The organism is Micromonospora arborensis (assembly GCF_003205615.1).
Lineage (GTDB): Bacteria > Actinomycetota > Actinomycetes > Mycobacteriales > Micromonosporaceae > Micromonospora > Micromonospora arborensis.
In genome coordinates, this window is sequence record NZ_PYBV01000018.1 from 126,897 (window position 1) to 145,896 (window position 19,000).

The window sequence follows — 19,000 nt, forward strand, 5'->3', positions numbered from 1 at the left end:
GGCACGGCTCCTTCCACGTGTGCGGCTTGACCGGCGGCGGTGCCGACCGGCGCTGGCGATCTTATCGGCGAACGCGGTCGAGCACGTCGTCCCGGAGCGATACCATCCGATCCCGGGTGGGTGCCTCGACGTTGAGCCGCAGCAGCGGCTCCGTGTTGGAGGCGCGCAGGTTGAACCAGGCGCCGTCGGGGAAACGCAGCGTCAGCCCGTCCATCTCGTCGGCCACCGCCTCGGGGTACGCGGCCCGCACCTCGGCCACCGCCGCCGCCTGGTCGGCCACCGTCGAGTTGATCTCGCCGGACGCGATGTAGCGCTCGTACTCGCCGGCCAGCACGGACAGCGGCAGCGACTGCTCGCCCAACGCGGCCAGGGTGTGCATCGCCGCGAGCATCCCGGTGTCGGCGAACCAGAAGTCCCGGAAGTAGTAGTGGGCGGAGTGCTCGCCGCCGAAGACGGCGTTGGTCCGGGCCATCTCCGCCTTGATGAAGGAGTGCCCGACCCGGGCGACGACCGGCTGCCCACCATGCTCGCGGATGATCTCCGCGACCGCGCTGGACGTGATCAGGCCGTGGATCACGGTGGAACCGGGGTGCTTGGCCAGCTCACGCGCCGCGACAAGGGCGGTGATCGCCGACGGCGAGACCGGCTCGCCGCGCTCGTCCACCACGAAGCACCGGTCGGCGTCGCCGTCGAAGGCCAGCCCGATGTCGGCCCCGTGCTCGACCACCGCGCGCTGGAGGTCGACCAGGTTCGCCGGGTCCAGTGGGTTGGCCTCGTGATTGGGGAAGCTGCCGTCCAGCTCGAAGTAGAGCGGCACGATCTCCAGCGGCAGGGGCGACAGGGCGGCGTCGCCCAGCACGGTGGGGACGGTGAAGCCACCCATCCCGTTGCCGGCGTCGACGACGACCTTCAACGGCCGGATGCCCGAGAGGTCGACCAGCTTGCGCAGGTAGCCGGCGTAGTCGGGGAGCAGGTCGCGCCGGTCGATCGGCCGGGTCGGCTCGCCAGCCGGGCGGGCTTCGCCCGAGTCCAGGAGTGCCTGGGCCCGCTCCCGGATCTCCGCCAGACCGCTCTCCTGGCCGATCGGGCGGGCACCGGAGCGGCACATCTTGATGCCGTTGTACTGCGCGGGGTTGTGACTGGCGGTGAACATCGCACCGGGCAGGTCGAGCGAGCCGGAGGCGAAGTAGAGCAGGTCGGTGGACGCGAGCCCGATCTCGATCACCGAGCGCCCCTCCGCCCGTACGCCGGCGGCGAACGCGGCGGCCAGGCCGGGCGAGGTGGCCCGCATGTCGTACCCGACGACCACCGCGTCGCCCGGCTCGTCGGTGGAATTGAGCAGTTGGGTGAATGCGGCTCCCAGTGCCTCGGCGACCCGCTCGTCCCACTGGTCCGGCACCGTCCCTCGGACGTCGTACGCCTTCACAATCTGGGACAGATTAGACACGTGTTCCACTCCTTGGCCGCAGTTAGACACCGAGCCTGAGCGTAACGGAGGGTCCGGCTTGCGCCTTGCTCAGCCGGGGAGCCGGGGCATGATCACGGTGTGACCGCCATCGTCGGTAGGCGGATCTCCAGGCAGCGGCCGAGTCCCCGGTGCTCCCGGCATGGGCTGCGTCGCCTCCGGGGGCGCAGCGGGATCGTCCGGCCGAGCACCGTAGACCCCACCGGCGGCAGGGCGCGGGGACGGCACGGCGCCCCAACCGGCGGCCGGTGGCTGCTGGCCGTACACCTGGCCAGGGCGACCGGGCGCGGCCGGCGACCCACCGCCGGCGCGATAGGTGGTGCCGCCGGGGTTGCCCGGAAGGATGCCGGTCGGCTCGTCGGACGGCCTCCGATCCTGCCGCGAGCGACGGAACAGCAGCACGATGAGCAGCAACCCGATCGCCACCAGCACGACGCCGAAGATCATCACCGGTGATTTTCCGCCGGACGACTCCGCAGCGGCCGCCGAGGTGTCCGGCGCAGCGGACGCGCCGCCCAGCGCCGCCGGGGTCACCACCTCGTCGACGGTCGCGACCTCGGTCGGGCTCGGGGTGGGCGTCGCCTTCTTCGACGGCGTCGGAGAAGGCGTGACCCGCGCGCCGGTCACCTTCGCCGTGTCGCTGCCCCGACCCAACTCCTGACCCGCCATGCTGACGCCCGCGCCGGTCACGACGAGCCCGCCACCAGGGGCACCGGCGGCGAACGTCACCCGGTACCGCACCGTGATGCCCTTGCCCTTGCACAGGGTCGGCTTCGTCGGGGACGTCTGCGCGGTCGTCACGCTGCCACCACCGCCGGACACACCCACCGGCAACCAGTGCCCACCCGCGTTGACCTCGACCTTCACCTGGTCGGCCTGCAGACCTCGAAGGCGCAGACCCAGCGCGGTACGCAGCACGACGCACCCGTCGGTGCGCTTACGCACCGCGACGTTCACCCCCTGTGGGGATCCGCCGGCGGCGAAGCTGCTGGCGGCACCCACCCGGACCGAGTCGTCGTCGGCCAACGCCGGGGACGCACCGAGCATCACCAGGCCGCCCACCAGACCGCAGACCGCCGCGAGCTGTGCCGCGCGTCGACGCACCGTCATGATCACCTCGCCGTTCTCCCCGGGTGGGGTACGCGGGTCAGGCTACTACCGGCCCACCTGCACCGCCGGTCATAGAGCGCCCCAGATGTGCGCCGCGTTACGGTTTGCGGCCCGGCCAGCCGACCTGCTCCTGCTGCGATCTCAGCCAGCGCCCGACGCCACCCGGCAGCGGCGTCAGCCGCACGCCGGCCACGCGCCGGCCACGCGCCGGCCATGATCCACTCCACGTCGGCGATGTGGGGCTATCCCCGTCCTTGGATGCCCCAACTTCGCCGATCTGGAGTCGATCACCCTCCGTGCGGTCGGTCCGGGGTGATCCGGGGCGACGGGCCCAGGCGACCCGCGGGGCGACGGGCCCGGGCGACCCGCGCGGCGACGGGCCCGGATGACCCACGCGGGGGCGGTCCCGGACGACCCGCGCGGGGCGTTCGGTCCCGGATGATCCGCGCGGCAGCGGGCCCGGGCGACCCGCGCGGGCGGCCGGGGTGTTCGGTGCAATCAGTTGGGGTCTTCGCTGCGGGCGAGGGCATCGCGGCAGAGTCGGTCGGCGGTGCGGGTGGTCTCCGGCAGCCGAAACCGCGGGGTGAGCGCGAGCACCTGCGCGGTCGCGTTCGCCAGACTCATCCGATGGCCGACGCTGACGAAGACCGGCTTCACCCCGTCCCGCGTCCGCAGCACCCGGCCGACAATGTCACCGCCGTCGCGCAACGGCGACCAGGCACCACGCTCGGCGGGCGGCGGATCCCACGTCCCGACCAGCGGGGTCTTCCCCACCCCGATCGCGGGTAACCCGGTGACCACCCCGAGGTGGCAGGCAAGTCCGAACCGACGCGGATGCGCCAGCCCGTGCCCGTCGCACACCAGCAGGTCCGGGACATTGGTCAGGCGGTCCAACGCGGTGAGCAGCGCGGGCAACTCACGAAAGGCGAACAACCCCGGCACGTAGCCGAACGCGGGCCGTCCCACACCGACGGCGGAGTCCACAACCGTCAAGCTCCGGGCATCCAGCACCGTCACGGCCGCCGCCAGAAGGTCACCCCCCGGGGAGTACGCGACGTCCAGGCCGGCCACCGTCGCGGGCGCGCTCGGCCCCGGCCCAACCAGGTCGACCAACGGCCGCAACTCCTCCTGTACGACCACCGCCTCCGCTTCCGTCAAGGCGCCCCATGATCCACTCAACATCGCCGACCTGGGGCTATCCCCCGGCTGCGGATACCCCCATGTCGCCGAGCTGGCGTCGATCATGCTCGGGGCCGGCCGATCACCCCACACCGATCCTCTTCCTCCGCAGCCCTCCCGATTCGCCCGGCAGCCCCCGCGATCAGGCGAGACCCAACTCCATGCGGGCACCCTCGATCCAGTGGCCCACCCCATGCGCGCCGCTGTCGACAGCGAGCCCAGCCGCCTCGTCGAGCAGATCGCGGGCGGCTGCCCGATCGCCGTCGCTCGCCGCCAGGTGCGCCAGGACGATCAGGTTCGCCGCGACGCCCGGAAAGAAGGACAGCTTCCGGCGTAGCCGGGTCGACTCCGCCAGTAACTCCCTCGCCGCGTCAACCCGCCCGGCAGCCTGCTCGCCGAAGCAGAGGTGCCGCAGCACGTACGACAAGGTCAGGTCGTCCCCCGCTGCGGTGGCCAACTCTCGCGCCCGGGCGAAGGCCGGGGCAGCGGTCTCCTGGTCCTGGCGGATCACTTGGTGGACGGTCCCCACCCAGAAGAGCGCCTCACCCTCGCCGCGGGCGTCGCCCAGTTCGCGGTAGAGCCCGGCCGCGCGCTCGAAGAGCGGCAGTTCCGCCGCATCCTCCAGCCTGGTATCCAGGAAACGGGCGTGCAGGATTTTGCCTCGGGCCAGGGCCACATCGGCCTCCACTCCGGCAAGGTCCCGCTCCGCCTCGTCCAGTGGCTTGGCGTCGCCGCCGAAGACCGCCTGCTCGTAGCGCTCCTGCGCCCGCACGAGGCGAGCATCCACGCCTTCGGCCATCTCTAACCTGCCTCTCATTATTTGTTGCGGGACGCAGGTCCGCGTAGCCAGCCGCGCCGTGCCTGCCCCGCAACGATGTTTACCCGCAACTCGTCTCGACGATGATGTCAGCCGTGCTGCGACCCTCAACGATCCCCACTCGGGTCCGCTACCCCGGATTGTGCCGATCAGTCCACGTTGCAGCCGGCAGCGCCGCTAGCGAGCATCATGTGAAAGGCCGTCTCGTCCGGCAGCGCCGGAACACCTGTGATGGCCTGGGCTACCTGCTCGGCCCTCATTCGGTCGACATTCTCATAGCGGTCTACGTTGCGATAGTCGTCTAGAAAGCGTGTGACCAGACCCGGGTTGTAGGCCCATGTTCCACGCCGGTGATCCCACAGGAGCGCCTCACCTTGACTCGCGTCAACCACAAAGAGCCCGGCCGGGACCGTGCCCTGGTCGGTCCTGTAGAGCAGGTAGTACGAGAGCGTGCGGCTCACCCAAACTCACCGCCAACCTGGGTCTGCACCTGATCAACGTCTACGCCATGGCGATGTCGGGGTCCGCGCCAGGATCACCGGCGGCGCGGAGCTGCTCCTCGAACATGACGAATGTCCGTCGCCGGATTCCGCTAATAATGGCCTGCTCGCTTGGCGTCTCGTGACGCGCTTCGGCGTCGGCGAGATCCTCGATCGCCCGCACCGTCTCGTAGAGCGCGAAGATGGGTCCTTCACCCTCGAGGTGATGAGCCCTAAACGCCTCCACTTCCTGCACGAAATCCTCTGCCGTTCGATGGAAGATATCCCCTCCGACGCCTAGCGTTATCTCGACAAAGATGTCGTTTTTCTCGTGCCAACCGCCCGAGTCGATGGAAACCCGCCAAACCCGGGCGCCGCCGTCGGCAGTCTCGACGATCTTCACCGGCGACTGGTAATAGAGGTAATAGGACGGCAGCGCGAGGCCGGGCGTCTCGGTCATTCAGACTTCTCCTCGAAGGTTGACTGCAATGCCTCCCAGAACAACTGCTGCTCGCGGAGGCGAATGCCGTTCGTAATCGCAAGCTCGCGAGCTGTCAAGGCCCGGCCCTCCGATTCGGCAAGGGCCTCCACATCGCGGCGCACCTCATAAAGCACATGCTCCCAGACAGCGACAGCGTCAAGCGCGCCCAAGTGTAAGCGGAATTCGCCTAGGTGACCGTTCCGCATCCGTAGCACGAGCTGCACGTCGCGGTAACCGCTACTCATCGGTGAAATAAATCGATCTTCACAGCTCACGACAACTATGCCTCGATGCTCCTCGATTCGGCCGAGGCCGGCGTAGAGATCGTCGAGGCTACGGAACTCGACCTTTGCGGCGGCGAGGTCGATCAGCTTCGACGCATCACCCTGATTCTTGTTCACCTTGTCCTCGGCCCGGCGTCGAGCCTTCGGCCGAGCACGCCAGCCGGGCTCTCCAACACGACGACCATCGACCTGTGCCAGGGACACCGCAAGCTCGTTCAGATCCGCCTGCGCCACGGCTGCCGCCGCGTAGAGATCGTCGAGGTAGCGCCTCCGGTAGGCCTCGTCACCGCGCCGGAGGTCGTCGAAGCCCGCCTGCGCGACCGGCCCCCGACGCACCTGAATGCTGGCGCTGATCCTCAACTGCTCGTCGGTGAGGGGTGTTGGCGCTGGCCGGGGTACTTGCCCGTCGGCCGCCCCCCGCTCGACAGCCGCTCCCCGGGCGACGTCGTCGAGCACCTCGGCGAGGACGTCGATAGCCTGCTGATGACCGCTCAGGTGATAGAGAGTCAACGGGCGAGCGGTCAGCGAGTTCGCGAGCTCAGGCGTGGACAGGATCATGCGCGCCAGGTCTGGCTGCCGGACCAACTGGCGGACCAGATGCTCAGCCAGATCCGGCTCGTTCGCTGGCGGTTCACGACGCGCGCCGTCGAGCATGTCGCGGACCCGACCATCGACGAACAACCGCACCACGTCCCGGGCGGACGCCTCATCAAGATCCGACACCAACCGACGGAGGGTAGGCGGGTCGACCACCGTCGCGAATTCAGCGGGACTCACTCCGGCCGCGAATATCTCGTCCAGACTCCCGGCCATCGAGACGACCCGGGCCGGGCTGCCACTCGGCGGATGCTGACCCGAAGCAGTGCCGGACGACTCGTCGACAGGCTCGCCGCCCTGCCGTGGCGGAGCCGACCCCGGGCCGTCCAGCAACAGGTACATCCGGTTGATGTACGGGTCGCCGTGGCTGCCGTTGTCGTACGTCGGCGGGTGTTCCGGCAGGTCGGGGCGCTCGCTGAACCGGCCTCGGGGCAGCCCGCCGAGCGGCATCGGCCGGCCGTCTCCGCTCAGCAGCAGCGCGTCGATGCCGATCACATCGGGGTACAACGGCCGGTCCCGGATCAGGCCGTTCTGCGGGTCGACGAAGAGCACCGTGCCGTTCTGGTTGAGCGCCACCCAGGCGTGTGAACCGCCGTGTGGCGACTCGGTGATCAGGAACGCGTAGCTGCCGTGGCCTCCCAGCAGGAGTTGGTCGCGCAGGTTGCGGTAGCCCCGGTCGGCGGCCTGCCGGGCCTGCTCGGCGTGTGGACGTTGGCCGGAGGGTGGGGCGAGGAGTTGCTGGAAGCGCCCGCCGGTCACGTCCTCCACCCGGCCTGGGCCGCCTGCCTCGCCGCGGATCGGGCGCCGGATGTCGCCGTCCAGGTAGCCGTCGAAGGTGCGCGGCGCCGACACCCGGGGCCGCCCGTGCACCCACGTTTCGAACATCGACAGCGTGCAGTCGAGGCAGTTGATGCCTCGGGTGGCGTCGGCTGCTGGGCCTCCGTCGTTCAGGAGCCGGAACCAGTTGCCCTGTCGGGGGTCGGCGGTGCGGGTGACGGCGCCGTCCGGCTCGCGGGGCATCTGGCGTTCCACGTCGACCTGGTGCAGGGCGAGTGGGGGACGCAGTCCCCCGGGCTGTCCGTACGGCCGGGAGTCGTCGATGGGCGGGGGTACGTCGTCGCCGGTGAGCCGGGACGGCCCGGTGGTCTCCACCGCGCCGAGCGCGAGCGCGCCCACGTCCCTGTTGGCGTGCTCGAAGACAGCGGCGCCGATGTCCACGACCGCCGGCGCCGTGGTGCCGGCCAGCACCGCGTCTGCCAGGTCACGCCATTGGGCGTACGCGCGTGTCTCATCGTTCGCGGCCCGCTGCCAGCCGTCGGCCCATCGTCGGTGGCCCGCTTGGTGCAACTGTCGGGCGTAGGTGGCGTACTCGATGGCTCTGCGATCGTGCTCGGCGGCCCGGGCGCGTAGTCGGGTGGCCTCTGCCTGCCGACGATTGTGCTCGAACCCGGCCCGCTGCGATTCGTAGTGGCCCTGGTAGCGCCGCCGCTCGGCGGCTTCCGCCTCGGCGGCCCACTGCGCCGCGTACGCGGCGTTGGTTTCGATCGTGGGCACCGACGTGTCGCCGAACGCCGCCACGTCGACGGGGATCGACGCTCTGCCCCGGGCCGGATGGGCAGGTGCGAGCACGTCCCGTGTGGGAGTGCGCGAGGGTCCGGCGAATCGGCCCACCACCGGTGGGGTGGGGGTGACCGGCGGCGGGTTGTTGGTCGTGGTCGGGGCGGCGAAGGTGACCGGCGCTGGCGAACCGGTGCCGGTCGACGGAGACCAGGCGACCGGGCCGGAGGTGGTGGCGTGCGGCGAGTTGCCGAGGTGGCCCGGCGCGACACCGGTGGCCGGTTCGATGGCCCCGACCACCGACGCCGGCGCGGCCACCGACGAAAGCCGCGGATCAGCAGCCACCGACGAGAGCCGCGGATCCGCCGCCGCCGACGAAGGCCCCGGATCGGCCGCCGCCGACGAGAGCCCCGGATCCGCCGCCACCGACGAAAGCCGCGGATCGGCCGCCACCGACGAGAGACTCGGATCGGTCGCCGCCGACGACAGCGTGGGGTCGGCGGCGACCGGGGCCCCCGCCCTCTCCGCCAGTGGCCCGGCCGCCGACGGCATCGCCTCCGACGGGCGTACCGATCGGTCAACCGCGTCCGGGTTGGACACACCGCCCACTGGTGACGACGTGCTCACGTCGGCCGCCGTGGACGACGGCAACTCGACCCGCACCTGCGCTTCGGCGGGTACCGCTGCCAGGTGAGCAGGGGGCTGCGCGGCGACGGCGGCCGTCGCCTGCACCGGAACGCCCGAAGACGGAGCCATCCCGCTGGTAGCTGCCGGCTGCGCGCCCGCCGAAGAGGACGTCCCCGCCGAGGACGCGGAAGCGGGGGTTGCCCCGGAAGACGGGTCGCCCACGACAGGCGCTTCGAACGGAAGGGACGGACCGGCGAGGGTGGCTCCGGCGAGGGCGTTGGCCTGCGCGTCGAGCCGCGCGCGTAGCGCGTGGTCGGTCTGACCGGTCGCCGAGCCGGTGGCCCCGGAGGCGGCAGCGCGTGCCACGTCCTCCATCGAGGTCAGGCCCTGACCGGTGGCCAGGCTGGCGGCGCTGTCGGCGAGCACCTCGCCGGTCATCTCGCGACCCAGGTGCTCCCCGACGCGCGCGGCTCGCCCGGTCGCGTGCCGACCCAGGCCGGCGAGCGGTGCGACCGCCCCGCCGGCGAGCCCGCCGACCGCCGACGCGCCGAGGTCGGTCAGGTCCAGGCCGTGGGCCCGCCCGGTGGAGTTCTGGTACGCCTGGGTGGCCAGGGTGACCCCGGCCTCCTCGGTGGCTTCCTCCAAACCTTCACGGGCGGCCCGCTTGCTGAGCCCGCGCACGCCGCCCCGGGCGACCTCCTTGGCTGCCCGCTCGCCGGCCTCCTTGAGCCCGTGTTTGAGAGATTTGCTGGCCAGTTGGCCCATCAGTCGTTTGAAGATCTGTTGGACCAGCAGCCGGGTCGCGGTGATCGCCGCGCCGGCGGCGGGGGTCGCGGCACCGGCGGTGAGCATCGCCGCCACCGCCACCGAGAGCAGCTCGACGACCAGGATGCCCAGCTCGATCCAGACTTCCAGCTTGGCGCCCTCGATGTCGCAGCCGCATTCCTCGACCAGCCGGCCGAGGTCGGCGGTGACGGCGAGCAGCACGGGCAGCGGGGCGTCGGCGCCCTCGGCGATCCCTCGCCAGGCGGCCTCGAACGCGGCGTCGACCGCCCCGACGCCGCCGTAGGAGTTGTGCACCTCGACGGCGGCGGTGGCGGCATCGGTGTGCGGGCCGGCGAGGACGCCGGCAACCGCGTACCACTGGTCGGCGACGTCCCAGACGGCCCGCTCGTTGCCCTCCGGCCACTGCACGCCGACCACCCAGTCGAGGGCCTCGTAGATCCAGCCCGGCACGTCCCAGGGTGCGTAGTCGAGTGGGTGCGGAATCGGGCTCGGCAGCACGCTCATCGAAGTCGCCAGCCGTCAACGTTGGTCGGCGGCCCGACCGAACCGGGCAGCGCTGGCCCCGTCGGTCTGCACGCTCGCGTCGACCGCGTGAACCACGTCGCTGCCCAGCTCGGTGAGCCGGTGCCCGACGCCCGCCCAGGCCCGCAGCACGGTCTGCTCGAACCCGCGGTAGTTGCGCTCGAACGCGGCGCCGATGTCGTCGCGGCCCCAGGGCCGAGCCCCGCTGGCGGCCTCGATGGCGCCGCCTTCCGCCGCCCGACGGGCCGTCACCGCCTCGCCGGCGAGTGCCAGGTCGGCACCGGCCCGGCGGGCGCGGGACGGATCGAGCCAGAGCTGCCCGTCGGTCATGCCTTCCCCTCACCCCTGCCCAGCACGGCGTCGGCCCGGCCGAGCAGCGCGGCGTAATCACCGGTGCGCAGGAAGTCCACCGACCCGGAGCCGGCCGGCATGGCCTCGGCAACGAGGTCGCGGGTGGCGTCGGAGGCGGCGGTCGCGGCGGCCCGGATCGTTTCGGTGATTTTTCGGCTGAGCGCCCCGGCGTCCCGATCGCGGTAGACGGTTGGCGCCAGCTCGACGTCGATCAACTGGCCCTGGGCGCCCACCGTGGCCGTCACCTGGCCGTCGGCCGAACGTCGGGTCACCCGCAGCTCGGCGAGCCGCGCCTGCAGAGTGTCCAAACCGGACCTGAGCTGCTGATATTGCCCATAAACGTCGTCGAATCGGGCCCGTAGTTCGCGATTGGCGCCCCGGTCCGCGTGTTCGCCCACCACCGCCCCTCCCGTCACCGTCGGTAGAACACAACAATACCGGCCGCCATCGATCCGTGTGGTCCGGTAGTTTCAGTGTGTGATCGACCGTCTACAGGTAGAGCAACTCGCGGCCACCTGGGCTCGCCGCGACTCGCAGCGCCTCGGCCACGAGTGCACGGCGATGGTCGACGAGTTCGACCTCGGCTACGTCATCACGTCCGTCGTGCCCACCGAGGTCCGCACCGTCCCCGGTGACCTGCCGACGACCGTCATCGACAAGCAGACCGGCAAGGTCACCACCTGGCCCCGGGTGCCGAGCACGGTGGTGGCGGAGCTGTACCGGCGCAGCCAGCCCACCGAGCCGACAGCTCCCCGCACTGTCGATCCGTCGAGCCTGCTGGTCCGGGAAATCAATCGGATCGCCACTCCGAACACCGCCGCGCACCTGACCATCGAGGGTCGCATCTGGACAGCCCAGGGCACGAAGGCGGACGTCCCACTGAACCATCACCCGCTCGTCCGCACCTACCTCGATCAGCTTCCCCCCGGCGATCTGGTCCGGGGTGGGGAAGCCCACGCCGAGCTGATCGTGGTCTCCGACGTCCTGCACGAGTACGACCACCGTCGCGCCGCCGAGGGCATCGCGCCGATGGGTCGGGCCGAGGCGGCGGCGCTGCTGGAGGACGCCCGGTTCGAGATCTTCCGGATCCGTGAGCCGGGTGATCCGGCTGGCGGCCCCGCTGAGCGGCCCTGCGATTCGTGCATCAGCTTCCTGGTGCGGGCCAACGTCCTGCCGGAGGCGGCTCGGGCCTACACCGAAACTTGGCGCGCGCCGGCGGAGGACGACCCGGATCCGGGGCGCTTTCCACCGGAGGTCGCCAACGCGCTGGTCGCGGCCGGTTGGCGACCGCACATCGGGGACCAGATCATGGCTGCCGCAGCCGTACGGGATGTCACCGCGGTGCCGGGGCTGGCCCACCGGCACACCGTGTTTCCCGCCGCTGTCGAGGCGCTGACCGCGTTCCCCAGCCTGGTCGGCGCCCGGCGCGGCCGGGGCGAACAGGTGTGGATCTCCCGATTCGACATCCGCCCACACACCGTCGCGCACACCGCCGACACGCTCGCGGACTTCGGGGCGGTGCTCGGCGTACGACTCTTCCCGATCGGCACCGAACAACAGGACAGCATCCTGGCGGTGGACGAGCGGGGTCGAGTGTTCGCCCTCGATCAGGCCGGCGAGTGGTTCCTCGGCGACACCATCGACGCCGCGCTGACCACGCTGCTGCTCGGCCGCGCCCCCGCCCGGGTGCGCGACGACGGCACCTGGCAGGCCGGTTAGAGCACGGCGTCAGCGCAGCACTTCGACCGTGTTGCGGCGGACCAGGTTCTTGCCGGGCTCGCGGATCTGCTCCATCGCGGCGGAGTTGAGCAGCACGCAACTGCCGGACGGGCCGGTCACCGTCACCGTGGTCGCCCGGTTGTTGTCCAGGTTCGTCACCCGCAGCCGCGTACCCACCGGGAACTGTCCGCTGGTCGCCGCCGGGACGCCACCCTCGGCGAAGAAGGTGATCGCCCCAGAGCAGGCCGAGTGGGGTGCCGGACCCGACGCCCCGGGGGACGCCGCACCGGGGCGTACCGTGCCGGCGGTCGGCTGCCCGACGGCCGGCGCCCCACCCTCCAGCCGCTCCACCACGTTGCGACGGATCACGTTCTTGCCCGGCTCCCTGACCAACTCCATGGCGGCCGCGTTGAGCAGCACACAACTGCCCGACGGGCCGGTCACCGTCACCGTGGCCGCCCGGTTGTTGTCCAGGTTCGTCACCCGCAGCCGCGTACCCACCGGGAACCGGTCGCTTGTCGCCGCCGGCGCCCCGCCCTCCGCCGAGAAGGTGACCGAGCCGGAGCAGACGGACGACCGGGCCGGGGCGGTGCCGGCGAAACCGAAGTTGGTCCCCACCGCCACACCCGCCGCGGCGAGCACCGCCACGGTCGCCGCCAGCACGTGCCTGCGCTGCACCCTCATCGCCGTCACTCCCGTCCTCGGTGGTGTCCTCACTCACCTGGTACGGGCGGGGGCGTCCTACCGTTCAGCCGGCACGGGTTCCGATCGTGCGGCGGCCAGGTCCACCGGCCCGTACCGGGTGTGTGGTGCCCCGGTCATCAGCGCCCAGTAACGGTCCCCGTACGACCAGTGCCACCACTCGGTCGGGTAGTTCACCATCCCCGCGCCGCCGAGAGCGTCCACCATGATCTGCCGGTGCCGGCGGGCGGTGGCGCTGATCGTGGGTGCGTCGGTGAAGCACGCGTCGTCGCTGTCCTCCGGGGTGGCGTCGATGACCGTGCCCAGGTCCAGTTCCACACCGTCGTCGGTGCACAGCGTCAGGTCCACGGCCCCGCCGGTGCTGTGCGGGGCCACCTCGACCGGCGAGACGAACTTGGTGGTCTCGCGGTGCAGTCGCTCCGGGGACCAGTCCGGGTGCCGTCGGCGCAGCTCGTCCCGGTAGCCGGTGAAGATGGCCAACTGCGCCTGGTACGGCCGGTAACCCTCGACGACCAGCAGGCGCATCCCGTTGGGCAGGGCACGCTGCGCGGCCAGCAGGCGGTCGACGACCCCGGCGCGCAGCCGGGCGTACGCCCCGGCGGGGTCGGCCGCGCGGCCGTCGAGCCACAGCTCCGGTAGTTCACGCAGGTCCAGCAGGGGGTCACCGTCGTCGGCGCTGGGCACGGCCGCCACCCGGGGGTCGGAAAGCAGGATCATCGGACGCCCCCCACGGTGGTCGCGGACCGTTCCGCATATCGGGTACGGGCCAACTCGACGAGCCGGTCCACCACCTCCCGGTAGTCGACACCGACAGTCGCCCACACCTTCGGGTACATCGAGTGCGCGGTGAAGCCGGGCATGGTGTTCAGCTCGTTGACGTACACCTCGCGAGTTGGCGCAGTCACGCTGCCGCCCCTTCCGCACTCGTCACCTCGGCGGGCCGTTGGGCCATCAACCGGGCCACCAGCGCCGCTTCCACGTTTCCGCCGGTCAGCACCACGCCGATCGTCCGCTGCCGAGCAGCCTCGGGGGCGAGCCGGAGCGCGCCGGCCAGACCGGCCGCCCCGGACGGCTCGGCGAGCACTTTCAGCTCCATCAGAATCAGCCGGAACGCCGCCCCGATCTCGTCGTCACCGACCCGGACGGCCCCGCGCAGCGCGTCACGCACGATGGCGAACGGCAGCTCACCCACGCAGGACGGCCGCAGCCCGTCCGCGATCGTGGGTGCCGGCGTGACCGGGACGCGTTCACCGGCCGCCAAGCTGCGGGCGAGCGAGTCACAACCCGCCGGTTCGACGCCGTACACCTCGATGCCGGTGCCGGCGGCGGCCAGGCAGGCGCCGGCCACCCCGCCACCACCACCGACCGGTACGACCAGCACGTCCAGCGGTGTACCCAACCGCTCGGCCTCCTCGATCAGCTCAAGGCTGGCCGTCCCCTGCCCGGCGATGACGTCCGGGTGGTCGTACGCGTCGACGACGGGATGACCGCTCTCCTCGCTGAGCCCGTTGGCCACCGCCACCCGCTCCTCGACACCGGTGCCGGCGAGCACCACCCGCGCTCCTGCCGCGCGGGCCCGGTCGACCTTCGTCGGTGCCGCGTCGACGGGCAGCACCACGGTCGCCGCGAGCCCGTGCTGCCGGGCTGCCAACGCCACCGCCACCGCGTGGTTGCCGGTGCTCTGCGCGATCACGCCGGTGTGGCCGGCCGTGGCGAGCCGGCCAACCGCCCGCAGCGCGCCCCGCATCTTGTACGAGCCGCCGTCCTGCAGGTTCTCCGCCTTGAGCAGCACTCGCGCCCCGGCCAGACCGTCGATCACCGGGGACCGCAGCACGGGCGTGCGGACCACGCGGCCGGCAAGCCAGCGGGCGGCCTCCTCGACATCGGCCCGGACCTGGCCAACGGTGCGTGACATCGTTTCTCCTTCGTGTGCGGGTGCGGGTGCGGTCAGCGCCGGTGCGGCGCGGGTGGCTACTGCGGCGCGGGTGCCTGCTGCGGCGCGGGTGGGCGGTGCGGCGCGGGTAGGTCGAACAGCCAGCTCGCACGGGCCGCCAGCAGCCCGCGGTGCAGCGCCAGGCTGAGCGCCAGCACCGCTGCGGTGAGCAGGACGGGGTAACCGACCACCAGCACCGCCCGGCCGGATCCAGCCAGGTCGGCGACCGGACCGGCGAGCAGCCGATGCAGCAGCGCGAGGACCGGCATGTGGATGACGTAGACCGGCAGCGTCCGGCGACCCAGGCCAGCCAGGGCGCCGCCGATCCGGGGCAGGTCGGCCACCTGGGCGGCAGCGGTGACGCCGAACGCCACCGCCGCGAGGGACACCAGCAGGCCGACACCGAGCCACCGCCCGGCGCCCGCCGCCACGGCGGCGAGCGCCACGGCGTACAGGGCGAAGGTCCACACCAGCCGCCGCCGGCTCGCGGTGGCGGCCCACCGCTGGACGTACGGCCGCAGGTGCAGGCCGGCGAGGAAGAACACCAGGTTCTGGTAGACCCCCGCACGGTTGCCGGGAGTGTCCAGCAGGCCGACCGCGGCGATCGCCGACAGTACGCCGGCGGCCGCGATCAGTACCGCCGGGTGAACCCGGCGCAGCACCTTGGCCAGCACGAAGTAGAGGGCCAGCGCGTACAGGTACCAGAGGTTGGACGGGGTGACGGTCAGCTGTGCCAGCAGGCCCCCGACGTCGGTGGCGCGATCGGTGGGGAAGTCCGGAACGAGGGCCAGCACGGCGGTGTGGATCAGCAGCCAGGTCGCGTACAGGTAGCACAACCGACTGACCCGGGAGCGGCGGACCACGCGCCACGGCCGGTGGATGGCGTTCGCGGCGAAGATCCCGGAGATCGTGAAGAACAGCGGCATCCGCAGCGGCAACAACTGCTCCCCGAGCACCCCCCAGGCACCCGGCACCGGCAACCCGACCCGCCAGTCGATCCGCAGGTAGTGCTTCACCACGACGTGCCAGAGCACCACGAGGATGAGACAGCCGCCCTTGGCGACGTCCGCCCACACCACCCGCGCCGAGTGCGGGCTGACAGCGGGCGCGATCGGCGCGGCTACTTCGGTCGTCACGGGTTTCTCCTCTCTTTTCGGGCGTACCGCAGGTGGGATCCCCGGCACACGGACCCCGGGTGACCCGGGGTTGGCGGCGTCAGATCGTGTTGGGTAGTTGGACGTCCACCCGCAGGCCGCCGTGCTCGGCGGGCCGGGCCGCGATGATGCCGTCGTGTGCCTGGGTGATCGAGCGGGCGATGGCCAGTCCCAGACCGGCGCCACCGCCATGCGAGGTGCGGTCCCGGGCGAGCCGGCGGAACGGCTCGAAGAGGCCGGCCACCGCTTCGGCCGGCACCGGTTGTCCGGTGTTGACCACGGACAGCGCGGGCGTGCCGCTCACCGCGACGGTCAGCGAGCCGCCCCGACGGTTGTACTTGATCCCGTTCTCCACCAGGTTGCTGACCAGGCGCTCCAGCAACACCCGCTCGCCGACGACGATCCGGGGTACGAGATGGGTGTCGATGGTGACCGCGGCCTCCCGCGCGCGGTCCTGGTACCCGGCGAGCACCGCCTCGACGATCGTGTCGAGCCGCTGCGGTATTCGCGAGCGCAGGCCCTGATCGCTCTCGCTGAGCGCGAGCAGGCCCTCGATCAGCCGCTCGTTACGCTCGTTGGTCTCCAGCAGTTGGCTGGTCAACAGCTCCAACTGCTCGCCGGTGAGCGCCCTGGCCATGCCGACCTCGATGAGCGTCCGCTGCACGGCCAACGGAGTACGCAGCTCGTGCGAGGCGTTCGCGGCGAACCGCCGCTGCCCCTCGTACCCAGCGGAAACGCGCTCCATCATCTCGTCGATCGCCCGGGCCAGCCGGGCCAACTCGTCGCGCCCCCGTGGTCGGATCCGGTGACCCAGGTTCTGCGGGCCGAGGTGCCCGATCGGCCCGGCCAGGTCACGGACCGGACGCAGGCACCACACCGCACCGAACCAGAGCGCCACAAGGACCGCCAGGGTCACGGCCAGAACGGCCACCAGCGGCAGCACGAACGCCCCCGGGCGCACGTTCCCGCAGACCGTCGTCAGCCCAGGCACGGGTAGGTCGCAGAACTGCTGGCCCCACGTCCAGGTCGTCCCCGCCAGCCACTTGCCGACCGCCGGCAACAGCGGCCCGGCCAGCAGTGCCAGCAGACCCACGAGCAGCACCCGGCGACGGGGCGTCCAGGTCACGCCGTGCCGCCGATGCGGTAGCCGGCCTTCGGAACGGTGTGGATGATCGCGGGGTCACCGAGCTTCTTACGCAAGGTCATCATGGTGACCCGGACGGCGTTGGTGAACGGGTCGGCGAACTCGTCCCAGGCCTGCTCCAGCAACTCCTCAGCGCTGACCACCTGCCCGTCCGCGCGCAGCAGCACGTGCAGCACGGCGAACTCCTTCGGGCTCAGCGCCAGCGGGCGGCCGTCCCGGGTAGCGACATGCCGGCCCACGTCCAGGACCAGGCCCTCCTGGGCGAGCACCGGTGGCAGCGCCGGGGTGGACCGTCGACCGAGAGCCTGCACCCGGGCCACCAGCTCGGCGAAGGCGAACGGTTTGGTCAGGTAGTCGTCCGCGCCGAGACCGAGCCCCTCCACCCGGTCCCGGATACCGGCCGCCGCGGTGAGCAGCAGCACCCGGGTGCCGACCTGTGATTCGGCGATGTTGCGGCACACCTCGTCGCCGGTGTGCCCCGGCATGTCCCGGTCCAGCACCGCGACGTCGTACCGGTTCACGCCGATCCGTTCCAGCGCGCCGTCGCCGTCGTAGCAGACGTCAACGGCCATCGACAGACGGCGCAGCCCTTCGGCCACCATGTCCGCCAACAACCGCTCGTCGTCCGCCACCAACACACGCACTTTGTCCGCTCCCCGAGTTCGGCTTGCCCGGCATACCGTTGCAGGACTGGGTTAAGGGTTCTGTAAGCACTTGCCGTAGCCATCCTCCACGGCACCGCCCAGCGGACAAACCACCGCAACCGAGGCCCTGCCGGCTTCGTCCCCTGCCGCACCGTCTGCACCCCCGGGTCCGGCGGCTACGGCGGCCAGCCGTCGAGGGTGAGCTGCATCACCCAACCCCAAACCCACCCCGCCCTGCCCCGCCCCCGCCCCTGCCCCGCCCCCGCCAGCCCGCCGATCTTGCACTTCGTGTCGCTCAAATATCCGGTATGCGGCAATAGTCCGGACAGAAAGTGCAAGATCGCCGGGGCGGGCGGGGCGGGGCCGGGCGGGGCCGGGCGGGGCCACGGGTGGGGTGGGGGTTAGGACAGGGCTGCCCTGATGGTTGCTCTGATGTGTTGAGGGCGGCGGTAGAGGTCGCGGTCGGTGAAGTAGCGCATGCGCCAGCCCGCAGCATCCAGCCAGTTCATCCGCTCTCGGTCGTACCGGAGTCGACTGCGGTCCAGGTGCGACAGCCCGTCGTACTCGATGCCAATCCGACGCTCGCGATAGCCCAGGTCAAGCCGGTAGAGAGGTTGGCCGTAGTCGTCGTTCACCCAGAGTTGCGGCTCGGGCGGCGGCAGGCCTCCGTCGATCAGGATCAGTCGCAGTTGGCTCTCCTGCCGGCATTCTGCTCGACCGTCAGCCAGCGAGATGAGTTGCCGGGCCTGCCGGACCCCACGCAAGGCACCGTGCACCGAGACCTCCGCCAGCAGGTCGTCCTGGCAGACCACACCGGACCGGAGTGCGGCGTCGAGCACCGGCAGGGCGTCGAGCCTCCGAACGGCGCGGGCCAGGTCGACGGCGCAGCGGGCAGGAGGTACGCAGGGCAGCCCTGCCACGAAGACTGGATCAACAGATAGAACGCTCCGGTGTACGACAACCCCGGGCAGGCGGGGCTTCGGCACCTCGGCGGGCAACTGGACGTGGATCAGGTCGTCCCGCAGCACCCCGAAACCGTGCCGGCGCGCGGCACTCTGCCTCGCCAACATGGCCCCTTCAGGCAGACGAAGCATCAGCGCGCGGAGTTGGTCCTCATCACCGCAGGGTTGGTCGGCGTAGACCCCCCGGCGCACCCGGAACAACTCCTCGCGGCTGAGCCGGGTGCGGATCCGTCCCACTGTGAGTCCGCGCATCAGCGCATCAGTACGCCACAACTGAGTTGCCATGACAGCAGGCTGACCGACCCATGACCCCAGGAAAGTCCCCCACGACCCACCTGTGGAAAACAAACCCCCCTGTGGACAAACCCCACCCCACCCCTCTCTCGTGCTAACACCCCCTCCCCCCGTCGGCGATCTTGCACTTTCGGTCGAAGAAATGCCCGATACAGGAGGAAAGCGAGGGCCGAAAGTGCAAGACGCTTCTATG

18 protein-coding genes are annotated in these 19,000 nt (G+C 71.3%); 1 reads left to right on the forward strand and 17 read right to left on the reverse strand.

The annotated features are described in order from the left end of the window. Positions 1–61: 61 nt before the first annotated feature. From C7C45_RS15850 to C7C45_RS15890, 9 genes are all read right to left on the reverse strand, one after another. Positions 62–1,447 carry a phosphomannomutase/phosphoglucomutase gene (locus C7C45_RS15850; protein ID WP_110564454.1) on the reverse strand — a complete coding sequence of 462 codons (1,386 nt, stop codon included), beginning with the start codon at positions 1,445–1,447 and terminating at the stop codon, positions 62–64. 69 nt (positions 1,448–1,516) lie between these two features. Beyond that, entirely contained in the window at positions 1,517–2,575 is a 1,059-nt protein-coding gene (locus C7C45_RS15855; RefSeq protein WP_146247328.1) for a hypothetical protein, read from the reverse strand. 498 nt (positions 2,576–3,073) lie between these two features. Continuing rightward, positions 3,074–3,757, reverse strand: a complete 684-nt coding sequence (locus C7C45_RS15860; RefSeq protein WP_110564431.1) for an endonuclease V — start codon at positions 3,755–3,757, stop codon at positions 3,074–3,076. Between the two features lie 139 nt (positions 3,758–3,896). Beyond that, positions 3,897–4,553, reverse strand: a complete 657-nt coding sequence (locus C7C45_RS15865) for a tetratricopeptide repeat protein (RefSeq protein ID WP_110564455.1) — start codon at positions 4,551–4,553, stop codon at positions 3,897–3,899. 167 nt (positions 4,554–4,720) lie between these two features. Beyond that, entirely contained in the window at positions 4,721–5,032 is a 312-nt protein-coding gene (locus tag C7C45_RS15870; protein ID WP_110564432.1) for a hypothetical protein, read from the reverse strand. A gap of 40 nt (positions 5,033–5,072) precedes the next feature. Then, positions 5,073–5,510: a hypothetical protein gene (locus tag C7C45_RS15875; protein ID WP_110564433.1), complete on the reverse strand. Its 438-nt coding sequence runs from the start codon at positions 5,508–5,510 to the stop codon at positions 5,073–5,075. Further along, positions 5,507–9,886 carry a toxin glutamine deamidase domain-containing protein gene (locus tag C7C45_RS15880; protein ID WP_110564434.1) on the reverse strand — a complete coding sequence of 1,460 codons (4,380 nt, stop codon included), beginning with the start codon at positions 9,884–9,886 and terminating at the stop codon, positions 5,507–5,509. The genes C7C45_RS15875 and C7C45_RS15880 overlap by 4 nt, the downstream gene beginning before the upstream one ends. A gap of 15 nt (positions 9,887–9,901) precedes the next feature. Beyond that, positions 9,902–10,234: a hypothetical protein gene (locus tag C7C45_RS15885; protein WP_110564435.1), complete on the reverse strand. Its 333-nt coding sequence runs from the start codon at positions 10,232–10,234 to the stop codon at positions 9,902–9,904. Further along, positions 10,231–10,653 (reverse strand): YbaB/EbfC family nucleoid-associated protein, encoded by a 423-nt coding sequence (locus C7C45_RS15890; RefSeq protein WP_110564456.1) that lies wholly within the window; start codon positions 10,651–10,653, stop codon positions 10,231–10,233. Before C7C45_RS15890 ends, C7C45_RS15885 begins: the two co-directional genes overlap by 4 nt. Positions 10,654–10,732: 79 nt before the next feature. Here C7C45_RS15890 and C7C45_RS15895 point away from each other — a divergent pair, with 79 nt between their 5' ends. Continuing rightward, positions 10,733–11,974: an SUKH-3 domain-containing protein gene (locus C7C45_RS15895; protein ID WP_110564436.1), complete on the forward strand. Its 1,242-nt coding sequence runs from the start codon at positions 10,733–10,735 to the stop codon at positions 11,972–11,974. 9 nt (positions 11,975–11,983) lie between these two features. Here the strand turns inward: C7C45_RS15895 and C7C45_RS15900 are convergent, their stop codons facing one another. The 8 genes from C7C45_RS15900 to C7C45_RS15930 form a co-directional block, all read right to left on the reverse strand. Continuing rightward, positions 11,984–12,658 (reverse strand): DUF5979 domain-containing protein, encoded by a 675-nt coding sequence (locus C7C45_RS15900; protein ID WP_110564437.1) that lies wholly within the window; start codon positions 12,656–12,658, stop codon positions 11,984–11,986. A 57-nt stretch (positions 12,659–12,715) separates the two neighbouring features. After that, positions 12,716–13,393, reverse strand: coding sequence for a M15 family metallopeptidase (locus tag C7C45_RS15905; RefSeq protein WP_110564438.1), 678 nt, complete (start codon positions 13,391–13,393; stop codon positions 12,716–12,718). Then, complete coding sequence (locus tag C7C45_RS15910) at positions 13,390–13,581, reverse strand: hypothetical protein (RefSeq protein ID WP_280101378.1); 192 nt, start codon at positions 13,579–13,581, stop codon at positions 13,390–13,392. The genes C7C45_RS15905 and C7C45_RS15910 overlap by 4 nt, the downstream gene beginning before the upstream one ends. After that, positions 13,578–14,591: a threonine ammonia-lyase gene (locus C7C45_RS35020; protein WP_244200401.1), complete on the reverse strand. Its 1,014-nt coding sequence runs from the start codon at positions 14,589–14,591 to the stop codon at positions 13,578–13,580. Before C7C45_RS35020 ends, C7C45_RS15910 begins: the two co-directional genes overlap by 4 nt. Before the next feature lie 56 nt (positions 14,592–14,647). Next, complete coding sequence (locus C7C45_RS35025) at positions 14,648–15,745, reverse strand: acyltransferase family protein (RefSeq protein WP_244200402.1); 1,098 nt, start codon at positions 15,743–15,745, stop codon at positions 14,648–14,650. 79 nt (positions 15,746–15,824) lie between these two features. Then, complete coding sequence (locus C7C45_RS15920) at positions 15,825–16,889, reverse strand: sensor histidine kinase (RefSeq protein WP_110564439.1); 1,065 nt, start codon at positions 16,887–16,889, stop codon at positions 15,825–15,827. Further along, positions 16,886–17,551 (reverse strand): response regulator transcription factor, encoded by a 666-nt coding sequence (locus C7C45_RS15925; protein WP_110564440.1) that lies wholly within the window; start codon positions 17,549–17,551, stop codon positions 16,886–16,888. Before C7C45_RS15925 ends, C7C45_RS15920 begins: the two co-directional genes overlap by 4 nt. Positions 17,552–17,952: 401 nt before the next feature. Further along, complete coding sequence (locus C7C45_RS15930; protein ID WP_110564441.1) at positions 17,953–18,798, reverse strand: DUF559 domain-containing protein; 846 nt, start codon at positions 18,796–18,798, stop codon at positions 17,953–17,955. Positions 18,799–19,000 lie beyond the last annotated feature (202 nt).

What these genes read in the sequence shown, in the direction of transcription:
- C7C45_RS15860 (WP_110564431.1), bottom strand. Translation starts at nt 3,757, where the DNA reads ATGTTGAGTGGATCATGGGGCGCCTTGACGGAAGCGGAGGCGGTGGTC.
- C7C45_RS15880 (WP_110564434.1), bottom strand. Translation starts at nt 9,886, where the DNA reads ATGAGCGTGCTGCCGAGCCCGATTCCGCACCCACTCGACTACGCACCC.
- C7C45_RS15905 (WP_110564438.1), bottom strand. Translation starts at nt 13,393, where the DNA reads ATGATCCTGCTTTCCGACCCCCGGGTGGCGGCCGTGCCCAGCGCCGAC.
- C7C45_RS15885 (WP_110564435.1), bottom strand. Translation starts at nt 10,234, where the DNA reads ATGACCGACGGGCAGCTCTGGCTCGATCCGTCCCGCGCCCGCCGGGCC.
- C7C45_RS15900 (WP_110564437.1), bottom strand. Translation starts at nt 12,658, where the DNA reads ATGAGGGTGCAGCGCAGGCACGTGCTGGCGGCGACCGTGGCGGTGCTC.
- C7C45_RS15865 (WP_110564455.1), bottom strand. Translation starts at nt 4,553, where the DNA reads ATGGCCGAAGGCGTGGATGCTCGCCTCGTGCGGGCGCAGGAGCGCTAC.
- C7C45_RS15875 (WP_110564433.1), bottom strand. Translation starts at nt 5,510, where the DNA reads ATGACCGAGACGCCCGGCCTCGCGCTGCCGTCCTATTACCTCTATTAC.
- C7C45_RS15855 (WP_146247328.1), bottom strand. Translation starts at nt 2,575, where the DNA reads ATGACGGTGCGTCGACGCGCGGCACAGCTCGCGGCGGTCTGCGGTCTG.
- C7C45_RS15930 (WP_110564441.1), bottom strand. Translation starts at nt 18,798, where the DNA reads ATGGCAACTCAGTTGTGGCGTACTGATGCGCTGATGCGCGGACTCACA.
- C7C45_RS35020 (WP_244200401.1), bottom strand. Translation starts at nt 14,591, where the DNA reads ATGTCACGCACCGTTGGCCAGGTCCGGGCCGATGTCGAGGAGGCCGCC.